General features: G+C 61.8%; 13 protein-coding genes. 7 read left to right on the top strand and 6 right to left on the bottom strand.

Annotation, left to right across the window (positions count from 1 at the left end):
- Window positions 1-37 precede the first annotated feature (37 nt).
- The 3 genes from EKH55_RS07240 to trxB all read right to left on the bottom strand — a co-directional run bounded on the left by EKH55_RS07240 (window position 38) and on the right by trxB (window position 3808).
- Window positions 38-1018, bottom strand: a complete 981-nt coding sequence (locus tag EKH55_RS07240; protein ID WP_151611237.1) for a transglycosylase SLT domain-containing protein — start codon at window positions 1016-1018, stop codon at window positions 38-40.
- 704 nt (window positions 1019-1722) lie between these two features.
- Window positions 1723-2619: a LysR family transcriptional regulator VtlR gene (locus EKH55_RS07230; protein WP_069457490.1), complete on the bottom strand. Its 897-nt coding sequence runs from the start codon at window positions 2617-2619 to the stop codon at window positions 1723-1725.
- A gap of 214 nt (window positions 2620-2833) precedes the next feature.
- Window positions 2834-3808 (bottom strand): thioredoxin-disulfide reductase, encoded by a 975-nt coding sequence (gene trxB / locus EKH55_RS07225; protein ID WP_069457414.1) that lies wholly within the window; start codon window positions 3806-3808, stop codon window positions 2834-2836.
- 445 nt (window positions 3809-4253) lie between these two features.
- Here trxB and EKH55_RS07220 point away from each other — a divergent pair, with 445 nt between their 5' ends.
- From EKH55_RS07220 to EKH55_RS07205, 4 genes are all read left to right on the top strand, one after another.
- Window positions 4254-4724 carry an Lrp/AsnC family transcriptional regulator gene (locus EKH55_RS07220; RefSeq protein ID WP_069457415.1) on the top strand — a complete coding sequence of 157 codons (471 nt, stop codon included), beginning with the start codon at window positions 4254-4256 and terminating at the stop codon, window positions 4722-4724.
- A gap of 107 nt (window positions 4725-4831) precedes the next feature.
- Complete coding sequence (locus tag EKH55_RS07215) at window positions 4832-5644, top strand: glycosyltransferase family 2 protein (RefSeq protein ID WP_151611958.1); 813 nt, start codon at window positions 4832-4834, stop codon at window positions 5642-5644.
- 19 nt (window positions 5645-5663) lie between these two features.
- Window positions 5664-6695, top strand: coding sequence for a glycosyltransferase (locus EKH55_RS07210; protein ID WP_151611235.1), 1032 nt, complete (start codon window positions 5664-5666; stop codon window positions 6693-6695).
- On the top strand, window positions 6692-7714 hold the full coding sequence (locus EKH55_RS07205) for a glycosyltransferase (RefSeq protein WP_151611234.1): 1023 nt from the start codon (window positions 6692-6694) through the stop codon (window positions 7712-7714). The genes EKH55_RS07210 and EKH55_RS07205 overlap by 4 nt, the downstream gene beginning before the upstream one ends.
- A 2-nt stretch (window positions 7715-7716) precedes the next feature.
- On the opposite strand, the gene EKH55_RS07200 is transcribed toward EKH55_RS07205, so the two are convergent.
- From EKH55_RS07200 to carB, 3 genes are all read right to left on the bottom strand, one after another.
- On the bottom strand, window positions 7717-8772 hold the full coding sequence (locus EKH55_RS07200; protein ID WP_151611233.1) for a glycosyltransferase family 4 protein: 1056 nt from the start codon (window positions 8770-8772) through the stop codon (window positions 7717-7719).
- 83 nt (window positions 8773-8855) lie between these two features.
- Window positions 8856-9332 (bottom strand): transcription elongation factor GreA, encoded by a 477-nt coding sequence (gene greA, locus EKH55_RS07195; RefSeq protein WP_069457417.1) that lies wholly within the window; start codon window positions 9330-9332, stop codon window positions 8856-8858.
- A gap of 179 nt (window positions 9333-9511) precedes the next feature.
- On the bottom strand, window positions 9512-13000 hold the full coding sequence (gene carB, locus EKH55_RS07190; RefSeq protein WP_151611232.1) for a carbamoyl-phosphate synthase large subunit: 3489 nt from the start codon (window positions 12998-13000) through the stop codon (window positions 9512-9514).
- Window positions 13001-13382: 382 nt separating this feature from the next.
- On the opposite strand from carB, the gene ypfJ reads away from it, so the two are divergent.
- The 3 genes from ypfJ (at window position 13383) to EKH55_RS07175 (ending at window position 17294) form a co-directional block, all read left to right on the top strand.
- A complete protein-coding gene (gene ypfJ, locus EKH55_RS07185; RefSeq protein WP_069457419.1) occupies window positions 13383-14315 on the top strand; it encodes a KPN_02809 family neutral zinc metallopeptidase in 933 nt (310 codons plus the stop codon).
- 170 nt (window positions 14316-14485) lie between these two features.
- On the top strand, window positions 14486-15745 hold the full coding sequence (locus tag EKH55_RS07180; RefSeq protein ID WP_151611231.1) for a TCR/Tet family MFS transporter: 1260 nt from the start codon (window positions 14486-14488) through the stop codon (window positions 15743-15745).
- Between the two features lie 151 nt (window positions 15746-15896).
- The gene (locus tag EKH55_RS07175; protein WP_151611230.1) at window positions 15897-17294 is read left to right on the top strand and encodes an MATE family efflux transporter; all 1398 of its coding nucleotides are present in this window, start codon (window positions 15897-15899) and stop codon (window positions 17292-17294) included.
- Window positions 17295-17807 lie beyond the last annotated feature (513 nt).

Here is a 17807-nt window from a genome sequence, read left to right as displayed (position 1 = left end):
ATGCATGACGGCCCAAGCTGGTCGCCGAGCTCCCCGATCAGTTCTTGAAGACGATGCAGGACCCGCCGCTCCGGCGAACGGCGGCGCACAACTCATCTGCCTCGGCGCGCGTCTGGCGGCCGATCCGGGCGGCGTATCGGCCTCTCGCTCCGAAACTGCCGTTTCGCTCCCGCACGAGCAGGGCCTTTTCACTGCTGATCGGCGCCGGCAGCCGCTTCACGGCATTCAGGAACATTCGCTGCGCGACGGCCTTCTGGAAATGGGCTGCCAGTTGAACGCCCCAGGGCGCCCAAGCCGCCTCGTCGGCAACGGCGATCTCACGCAGCCGGCGGGTGTTCGCAAGCGCTACACAGCCCTCCAGAAAGTTTTTATCCTTGTCGAGCGAGAGGTCGAGCGCCTTTGGCGGGTTGTCTCGCCAATCCTCGACCGGATGGGCGGTGATCGCCAGGACATAGTTGCGCGTCTCATAGGGCAGCCTGTCCCTCTCCAGGAAACGCTCGAGCCCGGCTTCGCCGGCATTGTAGGCCGCCGCGGCAAATCCGAGATTGCCATAGCGAAGCTTGAGTTCGCTCAGATACTCGGCCGACTTGCCGAGTGCGGCTACCGCATCGAAACTGTTGGCGAGGCCCCGCAATTTTGCAGTCGCCGGCATGAACTGAGCGATCCCCTCGGCTCCCTTGGGACTGACAGCGTCCGGTTGAAACAGGCTCTCGCGCCAGATCAATCGGGCGAAGAACGTCGCCGGGAGACCATTCGTATCAGCATAATGCTCGATGATACTGCAGACGTCGCGTGCGAAATTCTCGCGCCTTATGCAAAGACGTACGGACGGATCTGCTGCCGAGTTGCCGACATAGATGCATTTCAGCGGAACGGGCCCATCCGGCCGTGCTTCGGCAGGGCCGCCGACGCCGATAACGTGCCAGATGGCCACGGCGGCTGCTCCGGCAGCGCGAGCCAGACGTCCCAAACGGTTGCCCCAGATGTGGCATCTGCCCGCTCTGCCTTGTTCGACCATGCGGCTCCTCAGCGACGACCGATTGCGCAAAAGTAGCATCTTCGCCGCCGACGGGAAACACCCGTTACGCCGACGTGCCGGCTTCCTCAATCAGGCGCGCGCCTGTGCGCAGGTACGGGCGCCCGGATACGCAGGGAAGCTGCTCGGCAAGACGCGGGGCGCTGTAGTTCCGCGCGGCAAAAAAAAGGGCCGCAAGAGAACTTGGGCCCTGTCAGTTGTGAAGGTTTGAAAAACCTCCAGAGGGGAACGGCTGCTGCTGCGGCCGGGGAGGAGAAAGCCGCCAAATGCATCAGCCAAGAGAGATATGGGCAGGAGCCAGCCGGCTTTCAAGTGCGTTCCCATAAGAAATCTCAACTGACGGCTGCACGAATAGCGAACAAAAAAAGAGGGCCGCAAGAGAACTTGGGCCCTTTATAGTTGTGAAGGTAATTAAAACCTCCAGAGGGGAACAGCTGCTGCGGTGGCACTGGGAGGAGAAGCCACCAAAGATGCATCAGCTGTGTGTGGTATGCTGTTTTTTTGGGCGGTGAGCAATCATTTAATATGCATGTCAGCCATGCCGTGCGCGCATCGCTGCACATTTTTGCGGCGCACAATGAAACAGATGCGGGGCAAAAACTCCACGGAGACGCAAATAAAACCAAGAAAACAGTTATTTAGCCTTCGTGCGAACCTGCGCCCAGAAATCGGGCATGTCCGGGCCGTCAAAAATTCCAATTTCGGGACTTGGCGACGATATAATCACGGAAGACCTTGAGCTTCGCCGAGTTCTTCAATTCGTCCGGATAGCAGAAATACGTATCGAACGAGGGAATCTCGGCGCTGATCGGAAGCTGGATCAAGCCGGGGTCGCGACCGACGATGTAGTCGGGCAGCATGGCGATCCCGATCCCGAGCAGGCAGGCGCGCTTGATGGACGTCTGGCTGTTGATCTGCAGGTGCGAGATACGCGGATTGTCCGGATCACGGCCGGCGATTTCCAGCCAGTTCACGTCCAGCAAATAGTTCGGGGCCGGCTCGCCGAAGGTGATGATGCGGTGATTATCCAGTTCCTCCAGCGTGTGGGGCTCGCCATGCTTGTTGATGTAGGACGGCGCCGCATAGACATGCATGTGCACCGTAAACAGCTTGCGCTGGATCAGATCCGACTGCTGCGGCTGGCGCAGCCGGATCGCGCAATCGGCATGCCGCATGTTCACGTCGAGCTCTTCGTTGTCGAGAATGAGTTGGACCTGCACATCCGGATAAAGCGTCATGAACTCCTGGATCTTGTCGGTCAGCCAGCCCTGGCCGAGACCGACAGTCGTCGTGATGCGGAGCTTGCCGCTGGGCTTGTCAGTGGTCTCGCTCAGTTGCGCCTTGATGCTTTCGAGCTTCATCAGCACTTCATGCGCGGTGCGGTAAAGCATCTCGCCCTGTTCGGTCAGAATCAAACCGCGGGCATGGCGATGAAACAGCTTGATGCCGACGTCCTGCTCGAGCGCACTGACCTGCCGGCTGATGGCGGATTGCGACAGATGGAGCTTATCTGCCGCATGCGTGAACGAGCCAGCCTCGGCCGCCGCGTGAAATATGCGCAGTTTGTCCCAATCGAGCGCCATGAATACCCCCATAACGGATCGCCGGAGGAACCGAGCGGCGTCCTCCGGGCGTCACCAATGCATCTGTTCCCACCCGAGGCGCACCTACTGCATGTTTCCTTGAACCGGCTTCGATTTAAGGACAAAACACGCGGCAACCAAAGTGCTGCAGCGACCTTTGCGTGTCTGAATCGACATGCGGCGCTGCAGGGCGTCGACCCCGATTTTGCAGCTTCTATTCGGCTGCAATTGCGACGGGCATATGACCCGCCAGATATTTCTCCGCCTCGAGCGCCGCCATACAGCCCATGCCGGCAGCGGTCACGGCCTGACGATAAATGTCGTCGGTGACATCGCCGGCGGCAAAAACGCCCGGAACATCCGTCGCGGTCGAATCGGGCGCGGTCCAAAGATAGCCGTTCGGCTTCTGGCGAAGCTTGCCTTTGAAGAGTTCCACGGCCGGCGCATGGCCGATTGCGACGAAGACACCGTCGGTCTCCATTTCGGAGACATCGCCGGTCTTGGTGTTGCGGAGCTTCACGCCGTTGACGGAGGCGGGCATCGGCGGCTTTGCCGGTGCGCCGAGATATTCGGTCACCTCATGGTCCCAAACGACCTTTACGTTCGCCTTGGCAAAGAGGCGTTCCTGCAGGATCTTTTCCGCCCGGAACGCGTCCCGACGGTGGACCACCGTTACCGTCTTGGCCAGGTTCGAGAGGTAAAGCGCCTCTTCCACGGCGGAGTTGCCGCCGCCGACCACGATTACCTCCTTGTTACGATAGAAGAAGCCATCGCAGGTGGCGCAAGCAGAAACGCCGAAGCCCATGAAGGTCTGCTCGCTTTCGATGCCCAGCCACTTTGCCTTCGCACCGGTGGCGATGATCAGCGCGTCGGTCGTCCAGTCGGCGCCACTGTCTGTCCTGACGCGAAAGGGGCGGACGGAAAGATCGACATCGGTGACGATATCATTGACGATCTCGGCGCCGACATGGACGGCCTGCTTCAGCATCTGCTCCATCATCCACGGGCCCTGGACCGGATCGGCATAGCCCGGGTAATTCTCGACATCCGTGGTGATCATCAATTGCCCACCCTGTTCCATCCCCGCGATCAGTACGGGCGAAAGCATGGCGCGCGCCGTATAAATCGCGGCGGTATAGCCGGCGGGGCCGGAGCCGATGATCAGCACTTTGGTGTGACGGGCGGTCATGCTCGTGTCCTTCATTCGCCGGAAGACCTGGCGGGAATTATCCGGTGGGTTCCGTGAGTGGCAAAAATATCGTCTTACTTTAGGTATTCACAGCCCGGACTTTCAAGGGCGCCTCCGCTGATACACACAAGTGCTTGCGCCTGCACCAGGAAATTGACACCAGATCAGGAATTTTGCCGCGTTTCCGCCGGAATTTCTCGCCGGAATCCCTCGACCTGAGTGCATGACCGCCTCGCGAGGGAGGGGCCCGTTGAAGTTTCTGTGCATGCGTCCGCTTGCGCGCTCGTTTCGACGTGCGGTTACGTGCTAGCCACACGACTGCGTCCGGCGGCGCGCCGGACGTGTGCCTTATCGACGATTGCTGCTGTTTCCCTGCGCTCGCAACGTCTATATGGGAAGAACGCGCCGGCGGCGGGGGGCCGGCAGTTATTGGGGATATTGGTCAATGGTCATGCGCGTCGATCTCGATTCCATCGACATGAAGATCCTGCGGGAGTTGCAGGGAAACGGCCGGATGACGAATGTGGAGCTTGCCGAACGGGTCGGAATATCGGCACCGCCCTGTCTGCGCCGCGTCCGCAAGCTCGAGGAATCCGGCGTCATTCGCGGCTATCGCGCCCTTCTCAATGCCTCGGCACTTGGATACGACCTCGTTGCCTTTTGCATGATCGGGCTCAAGCACCAGTCCGACGCCAATCTCAAGGCATTCGCAGCGCGCACCGCTTCGTGGCCGCTCGTGCGCGAGGCCTGGATGGTTTCCGGCGAATCCGACTTTCTCCTGCAGTGCGTGGCAGAGAACCTTGCGACCTTTCAAGATTTCGTTATTGAAGAACTCACCGCGACCGACAATGTCGACACGGTGCGAACCATGCTGACGATCCGCCAGGTCAAGGACGCCTGCCAGGTCGAAATCTGAGGTCTGTTGAGGCCTGCTCCATTCGAGGCTTTGCTGGGCGGAACGAATTGAAACATCTCCAGGACGAAGGCCCGGATGGGCCGGGACAGGTGAGAAAGAGCTCCACCATCGAAGAGAAGCTCCCGCTGTCTGCTTTCATCATCTGCCTGAACGAAGAGTCCTATCTCGGCAATTGCATCGAGGGCCTCGAGCAATGCGCCGAGATCGTGATCGTCGATTCTGGCTCGGAAGACGGCACGGCGGCTCTGGTGCAATCCTATATCGACAAGGGCTGGCCCATCCGCTTCATGTACGAACCCTGGCGGGGCTATGCCGGGCAGAAGCAGTTCGCCCTCGAGCAATGCCGTGAACCCTGGTGCTTCAACATCGATGCCGACGAGCGCTTCGACCAGCCGCTCAAGGCTTTGCTGCCATCGCTTCTCGCCGCCCCCGACGACGTCGTCGGCTGGAAGGTGGCGCGCCGCCCCTACCTGATCGGCTATGGCTACACGCCCGAGAAAGTGCACGAACGCCGCAATCTTCGCCTGATCCGCAATGGGCGCGGCCGCTACGATCTCGGCCAGAAGGTGCATGAAGGAATCGTTCCGGACGGCAAGGTGGGCGCGGCCAGGGCCGGCAGCCTGCTGCATTACCGGCCGCTGATCATCGATGAGCAGATCCTCAAGGAAAACAAGTATTCGACGCTGAAGGCAGACCAGCATTTCGCCGAAGGCAGACCGCCGCGGCCCTACAAACTGCTCTTCGGCCCGCCTCTCTATTTCTGCCGGCTCTATTTACGCAATGGCCTGTGGCGCTGCGGCTTTCCCGGTTTGATCGAGGCAATGACCGGAGCCGTTTATGCGTTCCTGACCGCTGCCAAGGCTTATCAAAGGCATGCGCTGAAAGCGCATCCGAATGTCGACGATGCGCCTTCCCGCTGAAGCTCCGAAAGGCGACACGATGAAAGTCATGCATATTCACTTCGGCAAGGAAGGGGGCGCGGAACGCTTCTTCGTGAACCTGGTCAACGCCCTGCATGAGAGGGGTGTGGAACAACGCGCCCTGATCCGGCCCGGGCGCAGCTGGTACGACCAGATCAAGGGCAGCGCGAAAATCCATGAAGGCACGTTCCGCAGGATTTCGCTCTCGCGGTTCCTGCTGCGATGGAGAATGCATCGCATTTTGAAGGAGTTCCAGCCTGATGTGATCATGGCGTGGCAATTGCGTGCAAGCCGGTTCATGCCCGCCTACAAGGGTGCCCATCGGATCGCGCGCCTCGGCGACTATCCAGAGCATCTCGGCTACTACGGCAACGTCGAGACCCTGGTGTGCATTACACCGGATATGGCCGCCAGGGTGCGCGCACTCGGATGGAAGCGGGACGTGGAGGTGATCGCAAATTTCACGCGTGCCGTCCCCGTCGCGCCGGTGGCGCGCTCGGAGATGGAAACGCCCGATGACGCCTTTGTGGTTCTCGGCATGGGGCGCTTCGTCAGGCGCAAAGGCTTTGACGGTCTTCTCCGCGCCGTGAAAAGGATCGATGGAGCCTATTTGTGGCTCATCGGCGACGGGCCCGAGCGGGAACAGCTGGAAAGGCTGACCGACGAGCTCGATCTGCGCGGTCGCGTGCGTTTCGCCGGCTGGCGGACCAATGCCTATGGCTATCTCGCCGCCGGCGACGTCTTCGTCATCAACTCAATGCATGAACCGCTCGGCAATGTGTGCTTCGAGGGCTGGGGTGCCGGCAAACCGACGGTTGCTTCGCGAGCAGAGGGCCCTTCCTGGGTGATGACGGATGAGGCCGATGCATTGATGGTCGATTGCGGCGACGACGAGGGGCTCGCGAATGCGATCCGCAGATTGCGCGATGACCCCGCACTTCGCCAAAGGCTGAGCATCGGCGGCCGCGAGACGTTGCGCACGCGCTTTTCCGAGGAAGCGATCACCAACGCCTATCTCGAGCTTTTTGCCAAGGCTGTGGCACGCCAATGAAAGTGATGCATATCCACTTTGGCAAGGACGGCGGCGCAGAGCGCTTTTTCGTCTATCTCGTAAATGCGCTCGCCGAACGCGGCGTCGAGCAGACATCCATTATTCGTCCCGGACGCATTTGGCGTCGGGAGATCGAGGGTGCCACGACGATCACGGAAAGCAATTTCCGCAACCTCTCGCTCGATCGCCTGCTCCTGCCGCGCAAAGCCATGCGCATGGCAGAGCAGGGCAGTCCGGACGCGCTGATGGCATGGGCGCCGCGCGCCAGCGAACTCATGCCGCCCTATGACGGCTGCATCAGGATTTCCCGGCTTGGCGACTATCCGAAGCGCCTCGACTATTTCAAGAACACGGATTGCCTTGTCTGCAACACGCCGGGCATAGCCGACCACGTGCGCAATCTGGGCTGGGCGCGGCAAGTCGAGGTCATATCGAACTTCACCAGTACCGAGCGGGCGCCGCCAAAAGACCGGGCCGCGCTGGACACACCGGCCGACGCCCCGCTGATCCTGTCGATGGGACGCTTTGTCGAGCGCAAGGGATTCCACACGCTGATCGAGGCCGTTGCCAAATTGCCCGACGCCCATCTCTGGCTTCTGGGCGACGGCGAAGAGCGCGACAATCTGCAAAAGCTTGCGGCCGATCTCGGCGTCTCCAGGCGGGTGCGCTTCGCCGGCTGGCAGGAGGATACCAGACCGTTCCTCGCCGCCGCCGACATTTTCGTGATGCCGTCCAGCCACGAGCCGCTCGGCAATGTCATCCTCGAAGCCTGGGCCCAGAAGACGCCGGTGGTCTCCAGCCGATCCGAAGGACCGCAATGGTTCATGCGCGACGGCGACAACGGCCTGATGGTGGACATCGGCGATGCCGACGGCTTCGCCCGTGCGATCGAGCGGATCGTCAACGATCCTGCCCTGGAAACCAGGCTCGCCGAGCGTGGACACGAGACGCTGATCGGCCAGTTTTCCAAGGCGGCGATCACCGATGCCTATCTGAAATTGTTCGCGTCGAAGCGATAGGTTCAGCGCATCAGGCTTTCGTAGACCGCGCCGATGGCGTGAGCCTCGCCTTCGATGGCGAAGTTCTTGGCGGCCCGCGCCAAAGCACTGGCGCCCGCAACGGCAAGCCGCGCCCCATCGTCCATGAAGCCCGCCGCGCCATCGACCATCGCTTTGAGATCTCCGGCAGGGACGAGGAGGCCGGTTTCCTCGGACCCTTCCGCGATCAGTTCGGCAAAGGCGCCGACGTCGGCGGCGACGACGGGCACGGCCGTGGCCATCGCCTCGAGCGGCGTCAGCCCGAAGCCCTCCCAGCGCTGCGGCGCGATGAAGAGATCGAGAGCCCGGTACCAGTCCGGAATATTGGTGTGCTCACCCACGAAAAGGATACGGTCTGCAAGCCCGGCCCTGGCGACGCGGTCCTTGAGCTCCACCTCGAAGGCGAGGTGAGGGCCGGTGGCCCGTCCGGCAACGATCGCGCACCAATCCGGCCGGCAGGGCAGGAGGGCGATCATGCTGTCGACGAAGAGGTCTGTTCCCTTCTGGTGACGAACGCGGCCGAAGCAGCCGACATGCTTCTTCGAGGAGTCGAGGCCGAGCCCACGTTTCGCTTCCGCCTTGTCGGCCGGCGGGTGGAACCGCTTCGTGTCGATCCCATGCAGGATTACCGAGTTCGGCACGTCCAGATAGGCCGCCGTCTTGCCGCTCGTGGCGATCACCGCATCCATGCGCCGGATGAGGAATTTGCTCCAGGCCGTATGCCGCCGCTGCGAAGCGGAGGTGAAGACGATCCGGACCTTCATACGCAAGAGATCGCGGAGCAGGATTGCCGGCAGCATCTCGACGTTTCGGCGCGCATGCCAGATGCGGCACGACCGCCCGGCGGGTGCGCTCCAGAGGTGGATCAGGTCGCGAAAGCGAATCGAGGGTAAGGTCGCGGGCAGACCCGGGCCGAGAACTGCGATCTTCTGGCCCAGCGCCCGCTGCACCGGGATCAGTTGGATGATGGTCGAAGTGACGCCGGAGAGACGCCGCTTGAAGTTCGGCGCAATGATTTCGATGTCCCGGATGTCGGCCACGAAAGCATGCTCCTCGCGCATACGGAGTCGGTCATAAAGGGGTCGTGGGGCGCAACGATGGAACGCGCGCCCCGAGGGGCTGGTCAGCCCCAATGGATGGCGAGGATTTCGTATGCCTTGGAGCCGCCGGGCGCGTTGACCTCGATCGAGTCACCGACTTCCTTGCCGATCAGCGCACGGGCGATCGGCGAGGAGATCGAAATGCGGCCGGCTTTCACATCGGCCTCCTGGTCCCCGACGATCTGGTAGGTCTTCTCTTCCTCGGTATCCTCGTCGACGAGCTTTACCTTGGCGCCGAATTTAATCTTCGAGCCGGACATCTTCGAAAGGTCGATGACCTCGGCCCGGGCAATCAGATCCTCGAGTTCCGCGATTCGGCCTTCATTGTGGCTCTGTGCCTCCTTGGCGGCATGATACTCGGCATTCTCCGACAAATCGCCATGGGCGCGTGCCTCGGCGATCGCTTCGATGATACGAGGGCGTTCTTCCTGCTGGCGCCAACGCAGTTCCTCCTGCAGATTGACGAATCCACCCTGGGTCATCGGCACCTTGTCGACCATTCTACTATCCTTCATCAAGCAGATGGCGCCGCCTTTCGGCGGCGCCTACGCAAAAGAAAACGGTCTCCGGTGCGATAACACCGGAACCGTCGAACATCCGAACCGCCCTTATAGCAGAAAGCCATTCGGCTTTGCCAGATTTTTCAGCCAGGCGGATCGTGTCCCCGGGGGCTCGTATATCAGCTGAAATAGTCCTGCAGGGGCCGAACTTCGAGGTTGCCGGCCTTCAGCGCCTTGATGGCAAGGGCCGCCGCTTCGGCGCCGGCCATGGTCGTATAATAGGGCACCTTCTGCATCAGGGTCGCACGGCGAAGCGACTTCGAGTCCGAAATCGCCTTGTTGCCGTCCGTGGTGTTGATGACGAGTTGGACCTGACGGTTGCGAATCGCGTCCTCGATGTGCGGTCGGCCTTCCAGAACCTTGTTGATCTTGGTCGCCGTGATGCCGTGCTCGCCCAGATAGCGGGCGGTACCGCCGGTCGCCATGACCTTGAAACCGATATCTGCGAGGATGCGGATCGTCGGCAGCACGCCCGGCTTGTCTTCGTCGCGAACCGAGACGAAGACCGTTCCGTCACGCGGCAGGTCGACGCCGGCACCGAGCTGAGACTTGGCAAAGGCGAGCGCGTAATCCGTGTCGAGCCCGATCACCTCGCCGGTGGAACGCATCTCGGGGCCGAGCAGCGTGTCGACGCCGGGGAAGCGGGCGAAGGGGAAGACCGCCTCCTTGACTGCGATATGCTTCAGGTTGCGCGGATCGGGCTTCTTTCCATAGGCGGCAATGGCCTCGTCCAGCGTTTCGCCCGCCATGACACGGGCGGCGATCTTCGCGATCGGCGCGCCGATCGTCTTGGCGACGAAGGGCACCGTGCGCGATGCGCGCGGATTGACTTCGAGAACGTAGATCGTGCCGTCCTTGATGGCGAACTGCACGTTCATCAGGCCGCCGACTTTCAGCGCCTTGGCAAGCGCTGAAGTCTGGCGCTCGAGTTCCTCGACGAGGTCGTTACCCAGCGTGTGCACCGGCAGCGAGCAGGCGGAGTCGCCGGAGTGAATGCCGGCCTCCTCGATATGCTCCATGATGCCCGACACGAAGACATCATTGCCGTCGCACAGGCAGTCGACATCCACTTCAGTCGCGTTCGTCAGATAGCTGTCGAAGAGCAGCGGGTTCTTGCCGAGCAGCGTGTTGATCTGCCCGGTCTTGTCGTTCGGATAGCGCTGCTTGATGTCCTCGGGCACCAATCCCGGGACGGTGTCGAGCAGATAGGTCTGCAGCATGCTTTCCGAATGGATGATCTGCATGGCGCGGCCGCCGAGAACGTAAGAGGGGCGGACGACCAGCGGGAAGCCGATCTCGGCGGCGACGAGGCGCGCCTGCTCGACCGAATAGGCGATGCCGTTATTCGGCTGGTTGAGGTCGAGCTTCATCAGGAGCTTCTGGAAGCGGTCGCGGTCTTCGGCCAGGTCGATTGCGTCCGGCGCCGTGCCGAGGATCGGAATTCCGTTCTTTTCAAGCGCTTCGGCGAGCTTCAGCGGCGTCTGGCCGCCGAATTGAACGATGACGCCGTGCAGCGTGCCGTTTTCCTGTTCGGCGCGCATGATCTCGATCACGTCTTCCGCCGTCAGCGGCTCGAAATAGAGCCGGTCGGAGGTATCGTAGTCGGTCGAGACGGTTTCCGGGTTGCAGTTGATCATGATCGCTTCATAGCCGGCATCCTTCAAGGCGAAGGCCGCATGGCAGCAGCAATAGTCGAACTCGATGCCCTGGCCGATCCGGTTCGGACCGCCGCCGAGAATCACGACCTTCTTGCGATCGGAGACCTGGGCCTCGGAGCGGGCAAGACCGGCGAAGGGCGTCTCGTAGGTGGAATACATATAGGCGGTCGGCGAGGCGAACTCTGCGGCGCACGTGTCGATCCGCTTGTAGACCGGGCGGACGTTGAGGGCGTTGCGCAGTTCCGCGACCTCCTTGGGGCGCTTGCCCGTGAGCGTCGCCAGGCGTGCATCGGAAAAGCCCATCGCTTTCAGCATGCGCACGTTTTCGGCATCCTCCGGCAAGCCATGCTCGCGGATGCGCGCCTCCATGTCGACGATCGCCTTGAACTGGGCGATGAACCACGGATCGATCTTGCAGGCTTCGTGCACCTCCGCCTCGCTCATGCCGAGACGCAGCGCCTGGGCAACCATTCTCAGGCGGTCCGGCGTCGGCGTGCCGAGTGCGGCGCGGATGGCATTGCGGCCGTCGCCGTTGTCGTCGAAATCCGGAATCTCGATCTCGTCGAGACCGGTCAAGCCCGTTTCGAGCCCGCGAAGCGCCTTCTGGAGCGACTCGGCAAAGGTACGGCCGATCGCCATGACCTCACCGACCGATTTCATCGCGGTCGTCAGTGTCGGTTCGGCACCGGGAAACTTCTCGAAGGCGAAGCGCGGGATCTTGGTAACCACATAGTCGATCGACGGCTCGAAGGAGGCCGGCGTCCCGCCGCCGGTAATGTCGTTTTCCAGCTCGTCGAGCGTGTAGCCGACCGCAAGCTTCGCGGCGATCTTGGCGATCGGGAAACCGGTCGCCTTGGAGGCAAGCGCCGAGGAACGGGACACGCGCGGGTTCATCTCGATGACCACGAGGCGGCCGTTTGCCGGATTGACCGCGAACTGGACGTTGGAACCGCCGGTCTCGACGCCGATCTCGCGCAAGACCGCGATCGAGGCGTTGCGCATGATCTGATATTCCTTGTCAGTCAGCGTCAGCGCCGGCGCGACAGTGATCGAATCGCCCGTATGCACCCCCATCGGATCGATGTTCTCGATCGAGCAGATGATGATGCAATTGTCCGCCTTGTCGCGGACGACCTCCATTTCATATTCCTTCCAGCCGAGCACCGACTCCTCGATCAGCACTTCGGTCGTCGGCGAGGCGTCGAGGCCGCTGGCGACGATGTCGAAGAACTCGGACCGATTATACGCGATACCGCCGCCGGTGCCGCCGAGCGTGAAGGAGGGGCGAATGATTGCCGGCAGGCCGACCTCGTCGAGCGCCTGGGCGGCGATCGCCATGGCGTGGTTGACGTAGCGCTGCTTACGGTCGCCTTCGCCGAGGTTCCACTGGTTTTCAAGTTCGTCGAGCGCCTTGTCGAGTTCAGGGCCGGAGAACCGGGCCTTGAGTGCCGTCCGCTCGGCTTCGTGTGCCTTGCGATCCTGGTCCTTGATATCGGTGGCGTTGGCAAGATGCGACTTCGGCGTTTCGAGGCCGATCCGCGCCATCGCCTCGCGGAAGAGCGCGCGGTCCTCGGCCATGTCGATAGCCTCCGGCTTGGCGCCGATCATCTCGACATTATAGCGATCGAGCACGCCCATGCGGCGCAGCGACAGGGCCGTGTTAAGCGCCGTCTGTCCGCCCATGGTCGGCAACAGAGCGTCCGGACGCTCCTTGGCGATGATCTTGGCGACGACTTCGGGCGTGATCGGCTCCACATAGGTCGCATCAGCCAGTCCCGGATCGGTCATGATCGTCGCCGGATTGGAGTTGACCAGGATGACCCGGTAGCCTTCTTCCTTGAGCGCCTTGCACGCCTGGGTACCGGAATAGTCGAATTCGCAAGCCTGGCCGATGACGATCGGCCCCGCACCAATGATGAGAATCGATTTGATATCTTGGCGCTTCGGCATAGGCTTTCATCCGTTCTGGCTGCGCGAAAAGCCGGCCAGGGTGAAGGATCACCGGCCGGGGCGCGCAACAATGGTGTTTTCAGGCTAGAAGCGGCTTATAGGCAAATGTTTCTGCAAGCGAAACCCCGAAAATTCCGGAATCGACAATAAAGCGGAACATATCCGCCCCCGGCCGGAAAGCGATGCCTCGGCGCCGCGGATCCTGCGGCGAGCGCGTTCTCGCGACTGCAAGCCCGTCCTTGGCCCCACCAAAACAAGGGCAGCGTGAAACCGGCACTGCTGCAAATGCGTTTTGCAACAATCGCGGCTGCGGCTACAACGACTTCGGTTCTCGAGAGCGAGAGGAAGCGGACGTCGCGCCGTCTAGTGGAGGAAAGAAGTCATGGAGTGGAAGGGCCGCCGTCAATCCAGCAACGTCGAGGATCGACGGGGCGCAGGCCGAGGTCGCATCGGAGGCAGTCCGTTCGGACGCGGCGGAGGCATTCGGATCCCCACTGGCGGCATGCGGCGCGCGGGCGGTGGGCTCAGCATCGGCACGATCATTTTCCTCGTCGTCATCTATTTCCTGTTCAGAGCCATGGGGATCGATCTGCTTCAGGTCATCGAAGGCGGACCGGTGAATATGCCGGGTTTCGAGCAGAGCGACGGCTCGCAAACGCCGCGCGGTTCAGCCGAGGAAGAGGAGATGAAGGCGTTCATGGCGACTGTGCTGGCCGAAACGGAAGACACCTGGCACGGGATTTTCCAAGCCAATGGAGAAGAGTACCAGGAGCCGAGGCTTGTTCTTTTCAGCGGCGCCGTGCAGTCGGCCTGCGGCTTCACTTCAGCCGCTTCCGGCCCCTTCTATTGCCCGGGCGACCGCAAGGTCTATCTCGACATGAGCTTCTTCGACGAACTGGCACGGAAGTTCGACGCCGCGGGAGACTTCGCCCAGGCTTATGTGCTGGCGCATGAGGTGGGCCATCACGTGCAGAATCTGATCGGCGTCCTGCCGAAATTCAACCAGATGCGCCAGCGGTTGAGCGAGGCCGAGGCGAACCAGATGTCGATTCGCGTGGAACTGCAGGCCGATTGCTTTGCCGGTATATGGGGCAAATTCACCGAGCAGAAGGGTCTGTTGGAAAGCGGCGATCTGGAGGAGGCGCTGAATGCCGCAACCCAGATCGGCGACGACACCTTGCAGAAGCGCATGCAAGGCTATGTGGTGCCGGAAAGCTTCAACCATGGGACGTCCGAGCAGCGGGTGACTTGGTTCAAACGCGGCTTCGACAGCGGCAGGATGTCGGCTTGCGACACCTTCTCAAGTCCGGTCTGATCAAGGTCGATTCCAGAGACATGCAGCAGAACCATAAAGCAGCGTGATCGCCGCATCATAAAAAGTGAAATGTTCACGCATTGTTCCCAGGAGCATTGTGCGATACACCTTTTCTGGTGACATCGTTCATGGTTTGTCTGCTGCTTCGGCCGACGGCAGGGAGGGGCTTGATGCTCGACAAGCGTTTCAGTCATCGCGGCCTGCTCCTCGTCTTTTTCATCCTGCTACTCGATATCATGGGTATCGCCATCATCGTGCCGGTGCTGCCGAGCTACCTGCGCGAGTTGACGGGAGCGGAGATTGGTGAAGCCGCGATCGACGGCGGCTGGCTGCTGCTCGTCTATTCGGCAATGCAGTTTCTGTTCGCTCCCCTGATCGGCAATCTGAGCGACCGCTTCGGGCGTCGGCCAGTGCTGCTGGCTTCCGTCTTCACCTTTGCAATGGACAATCTGATCTGCGCGCTTGCAACCAGCTACTGGATGCTCTTCATAGGCCGCGTTCTGGCCGGGGTGAGCGGGGCGAGCTTCGGGACCGCTTCGGCCTTCATCGCCGACGTCAGCGACGACAGTAACCGCGCGCGGAATTTCGGCTTGATCGGCATCGCCTTCGGCACGGGCTTCGCGCTCGGGCCGGTCATTGGCGGACTTCTCGGCGAGCTCGGACCGCGAGTGCCGTTTTTCGGTGCGGCTGGCCTGTCCCTTCTCAACTTCGCCGTTGCCTGCTTCCTTCTTCCCGAGACGCTCGATGCCGCCAATCGTCGCCGCTTCGAGTGGCGCCGCGCGAACCCGCTCGGCGCCCTGAGGCAGATGCGTCAATATCGCGGGATCGGATGGGTGTGCCTCGTCTTCTTCCTTCTGTGGCTTGCCCATGCCGTCTACCCGGCCGTCTGGTCCTTCGTTTCGTCCCATCGCTATGGCTGGAGCGAGGGGCAGATCGGCCTGTCGCTTGGCGTTTTCGGCGTCGGCGGCGCCTTCGTGATGGCCGTCGTCCTGCCGCGGGTCGTGTCGAAACTGGGCGAAAGACGAACGGCGACGCTCGGCCTTGCGTTCACGGCACTCGGAATGGCGGGCTACGCAGCCGCGTGGCAAGGATGGATGGTCTATGTCGTGATCGTCGCAACGGCGCTCGAGAGCCTCGCTGAGCCGCCATTGCGCAGCATCGCGTCGGCCCATGTGCCATCCTCGGCCCAGGGCGAATTGCAGGGTGCGCTCACCAGCATATCGAGCGCAACGACCATCCTCGGACCGCTGCTGTTCACGCAGATCTTTGCGCATTTCGCAGGGCCGGCGGCCACATACCGATTCTCCGGTGCACCCTATGCGATTTCGACCTGTCTGGTCGCTGCAGCTCTCGCGATCTTCCACCTGCGTGTGCGTCGCGCCCGCGGCGTCACATTCGAGCGTGCCGCGTCGAGTCCAACAGAGGCTTAGGCTTGCGGGCGATTCGATCAATTTCCTTGATGGATCGATGAAAGTTTAGACAGGGCGTTGCTTGCTGCTGGCGCCCGTACCGGTGGTGCTGTAACCATCGCTCTCCTTCAACAGGTCTCAAGACCGTCGCCGTTATCGAGCGAGGAGTTCCATGCTGACCGCGACCAAAGATTGGGTACGGCCGCCGGCCGACAATTCGTGGAGCACGCATTTTCGTGCCAGCATCTCTCTCGGCGTGCCCTTCATCGGCGCGCAGCTGGCGCAGCTTGGGATCAATGCCACGGATGTGCTGATGGTCGGCCAGCTGGGCGCAACGCAACTCGCCGCGGTCATTCTTGCCACGCAGGCCTTCTTTACCGTCTTCATCTTCGGCAGCGGCTTCGCGCATGCCGTGGTGCCGATGGTCGCCCAGGCTCGGGGCAGCGGCGACAAGATATCCGTCCGCCGAGCCGTTCGCATGGGCATGTGGGTGGTGCTGCTCTACAGCGTGCTGACGGCACCTATCCTCTGGTTGGCCGAGCCTATCCTGCTCTTCGCCGGCCAGGCGCCGGACGTTGCGGAACTCGCCGGAAAATATCTGCGCGTCGCGCAATGGGCAATGTTTCCGAACCTGCTCTTCCTGGTGTTTCGGGCGTTTCTCGGCGGGCTCGAGCGGGCAGGGGTGATCCTCTACGTGACGCTCGCCACCCTGGTGCTCAACGCCGGCCTTTGCTACGTGCTGATCTTCGGCCACTTCGGTTTCCCCGCATTCGGACTGTCCGGCGCGGCGATAGCGGCCGTCTGTGTGGCGATTTTCGGCGTCGCCCTGACGATCGGCTATATCAACAGTCGCGCGGAACTTCACGGCTATCAACTGTTCGTCCGTTTCTGGCGGGCAGACTGGCCGGTCTTCTTCGAGGTCGTCCGTCTCGGCCTGCCGATTTCGCTGACGATCCTCGCGGAAGTGAGCCTTTTCACCGTGGCATCCTTGCTCATGGGAATGATCGGCACGATCGAGCTGGCGGCCCATGGCATCGCGCTGCAGTTCGCCTCGATCGCCTTCATGATCCCCTTGGGCCTGGCGCAGGCCGGCACAATCCGCGTGGGGCATGCCTATGGCAGCGGCGACATGCTGGGCGTCAGACGTGCGGCCATTGCCACGCTCGCGCTCGGTTGCGGGTTTGCCGCCGTCAGCAGCGCCGTTTTTGCACTGTTTCCGCGCGAGTTGGCCGCACTCTACCTGGACACGAGCCGGCCCGACGCTGCCAAGGTGCTTGCCTTCGCCGGTCCGCTGATCGTGATCGCCGGCGCCTTCCAGCTGATGGATGGGCTCCAGGCGATCGCTGCCGGGCTGCTGCGCGGACTCAAGGATACGACGGTGCCGATGGTCCTGGCGATGATTGCCTATTGGCCGGTCGGTTTTCTTTGTGCCTGGGCCGTCGCCTTCCCGCTCGCCTTCGGCGGCGTCGGCGTCTGGTTCGGTTTCGTGCTGGGGCTCGGGACTGCCGCCCTGTTGCTCAACTGGCGCTTCTTCCGCCTGCTCGGCTCACGCTCGTACGCCGGATATTGAGGGCGGAGCTGCGAACCCGGCAAAGAAAAGCCGGACGGGCAGGGGAGACCGTCCGGCTTGCAAGAGCGACCCCATCCGGGGAAGTAACGAGGCCGCTTGTCATGAAACTTCCTGGCAGAAGTTTCCTGGAGGCATTTCCTGCATGCAGCAATTCAGAGTGCTACCGCTACCATTGCGGATCTGATAAGACGCGCGGCGCTGTCGCCGCACGCGCCGTCATCTCCTCTTTGGTCGGGTGACCGCTGCCGATAGTGCGGTCGCACGGCCGCGGGCCTCGTCGCGAAGCGCATGAATTGTCGCAAAGCTCATCGCGAAAAACATCGCCATCGAAAACAGAGCAAGTCCCATAGCCGTCTCCTTTCAATCGCTACAACGGCACGCTCTCGAAAATGGTTCCGTCCAACGTTGGCCTACGCTACGACATCCGGCGTGAAATGAACTTGAACGTTGCGTTCATTTAGCATTCATTCTTTCGCTCTGGTTGTTTCCAGGGGAACAGCGGCGAGCCGCGCG

This window comes from Sinorhizobium alkalisoli (assembly GCF_008932245.1).
Classification (GTDB): Bacteria; Pseudomonadota; Alphaproteobacteria; order Rhizobiales; family Rhizobiaceae; genus Sinorhizobium; species Sinorhizobium alkalisoli.
Note: the sequence above shows the minus strand (reverse complement) of the source record. Positions and strands in the feature narration are given on the sequence as shown.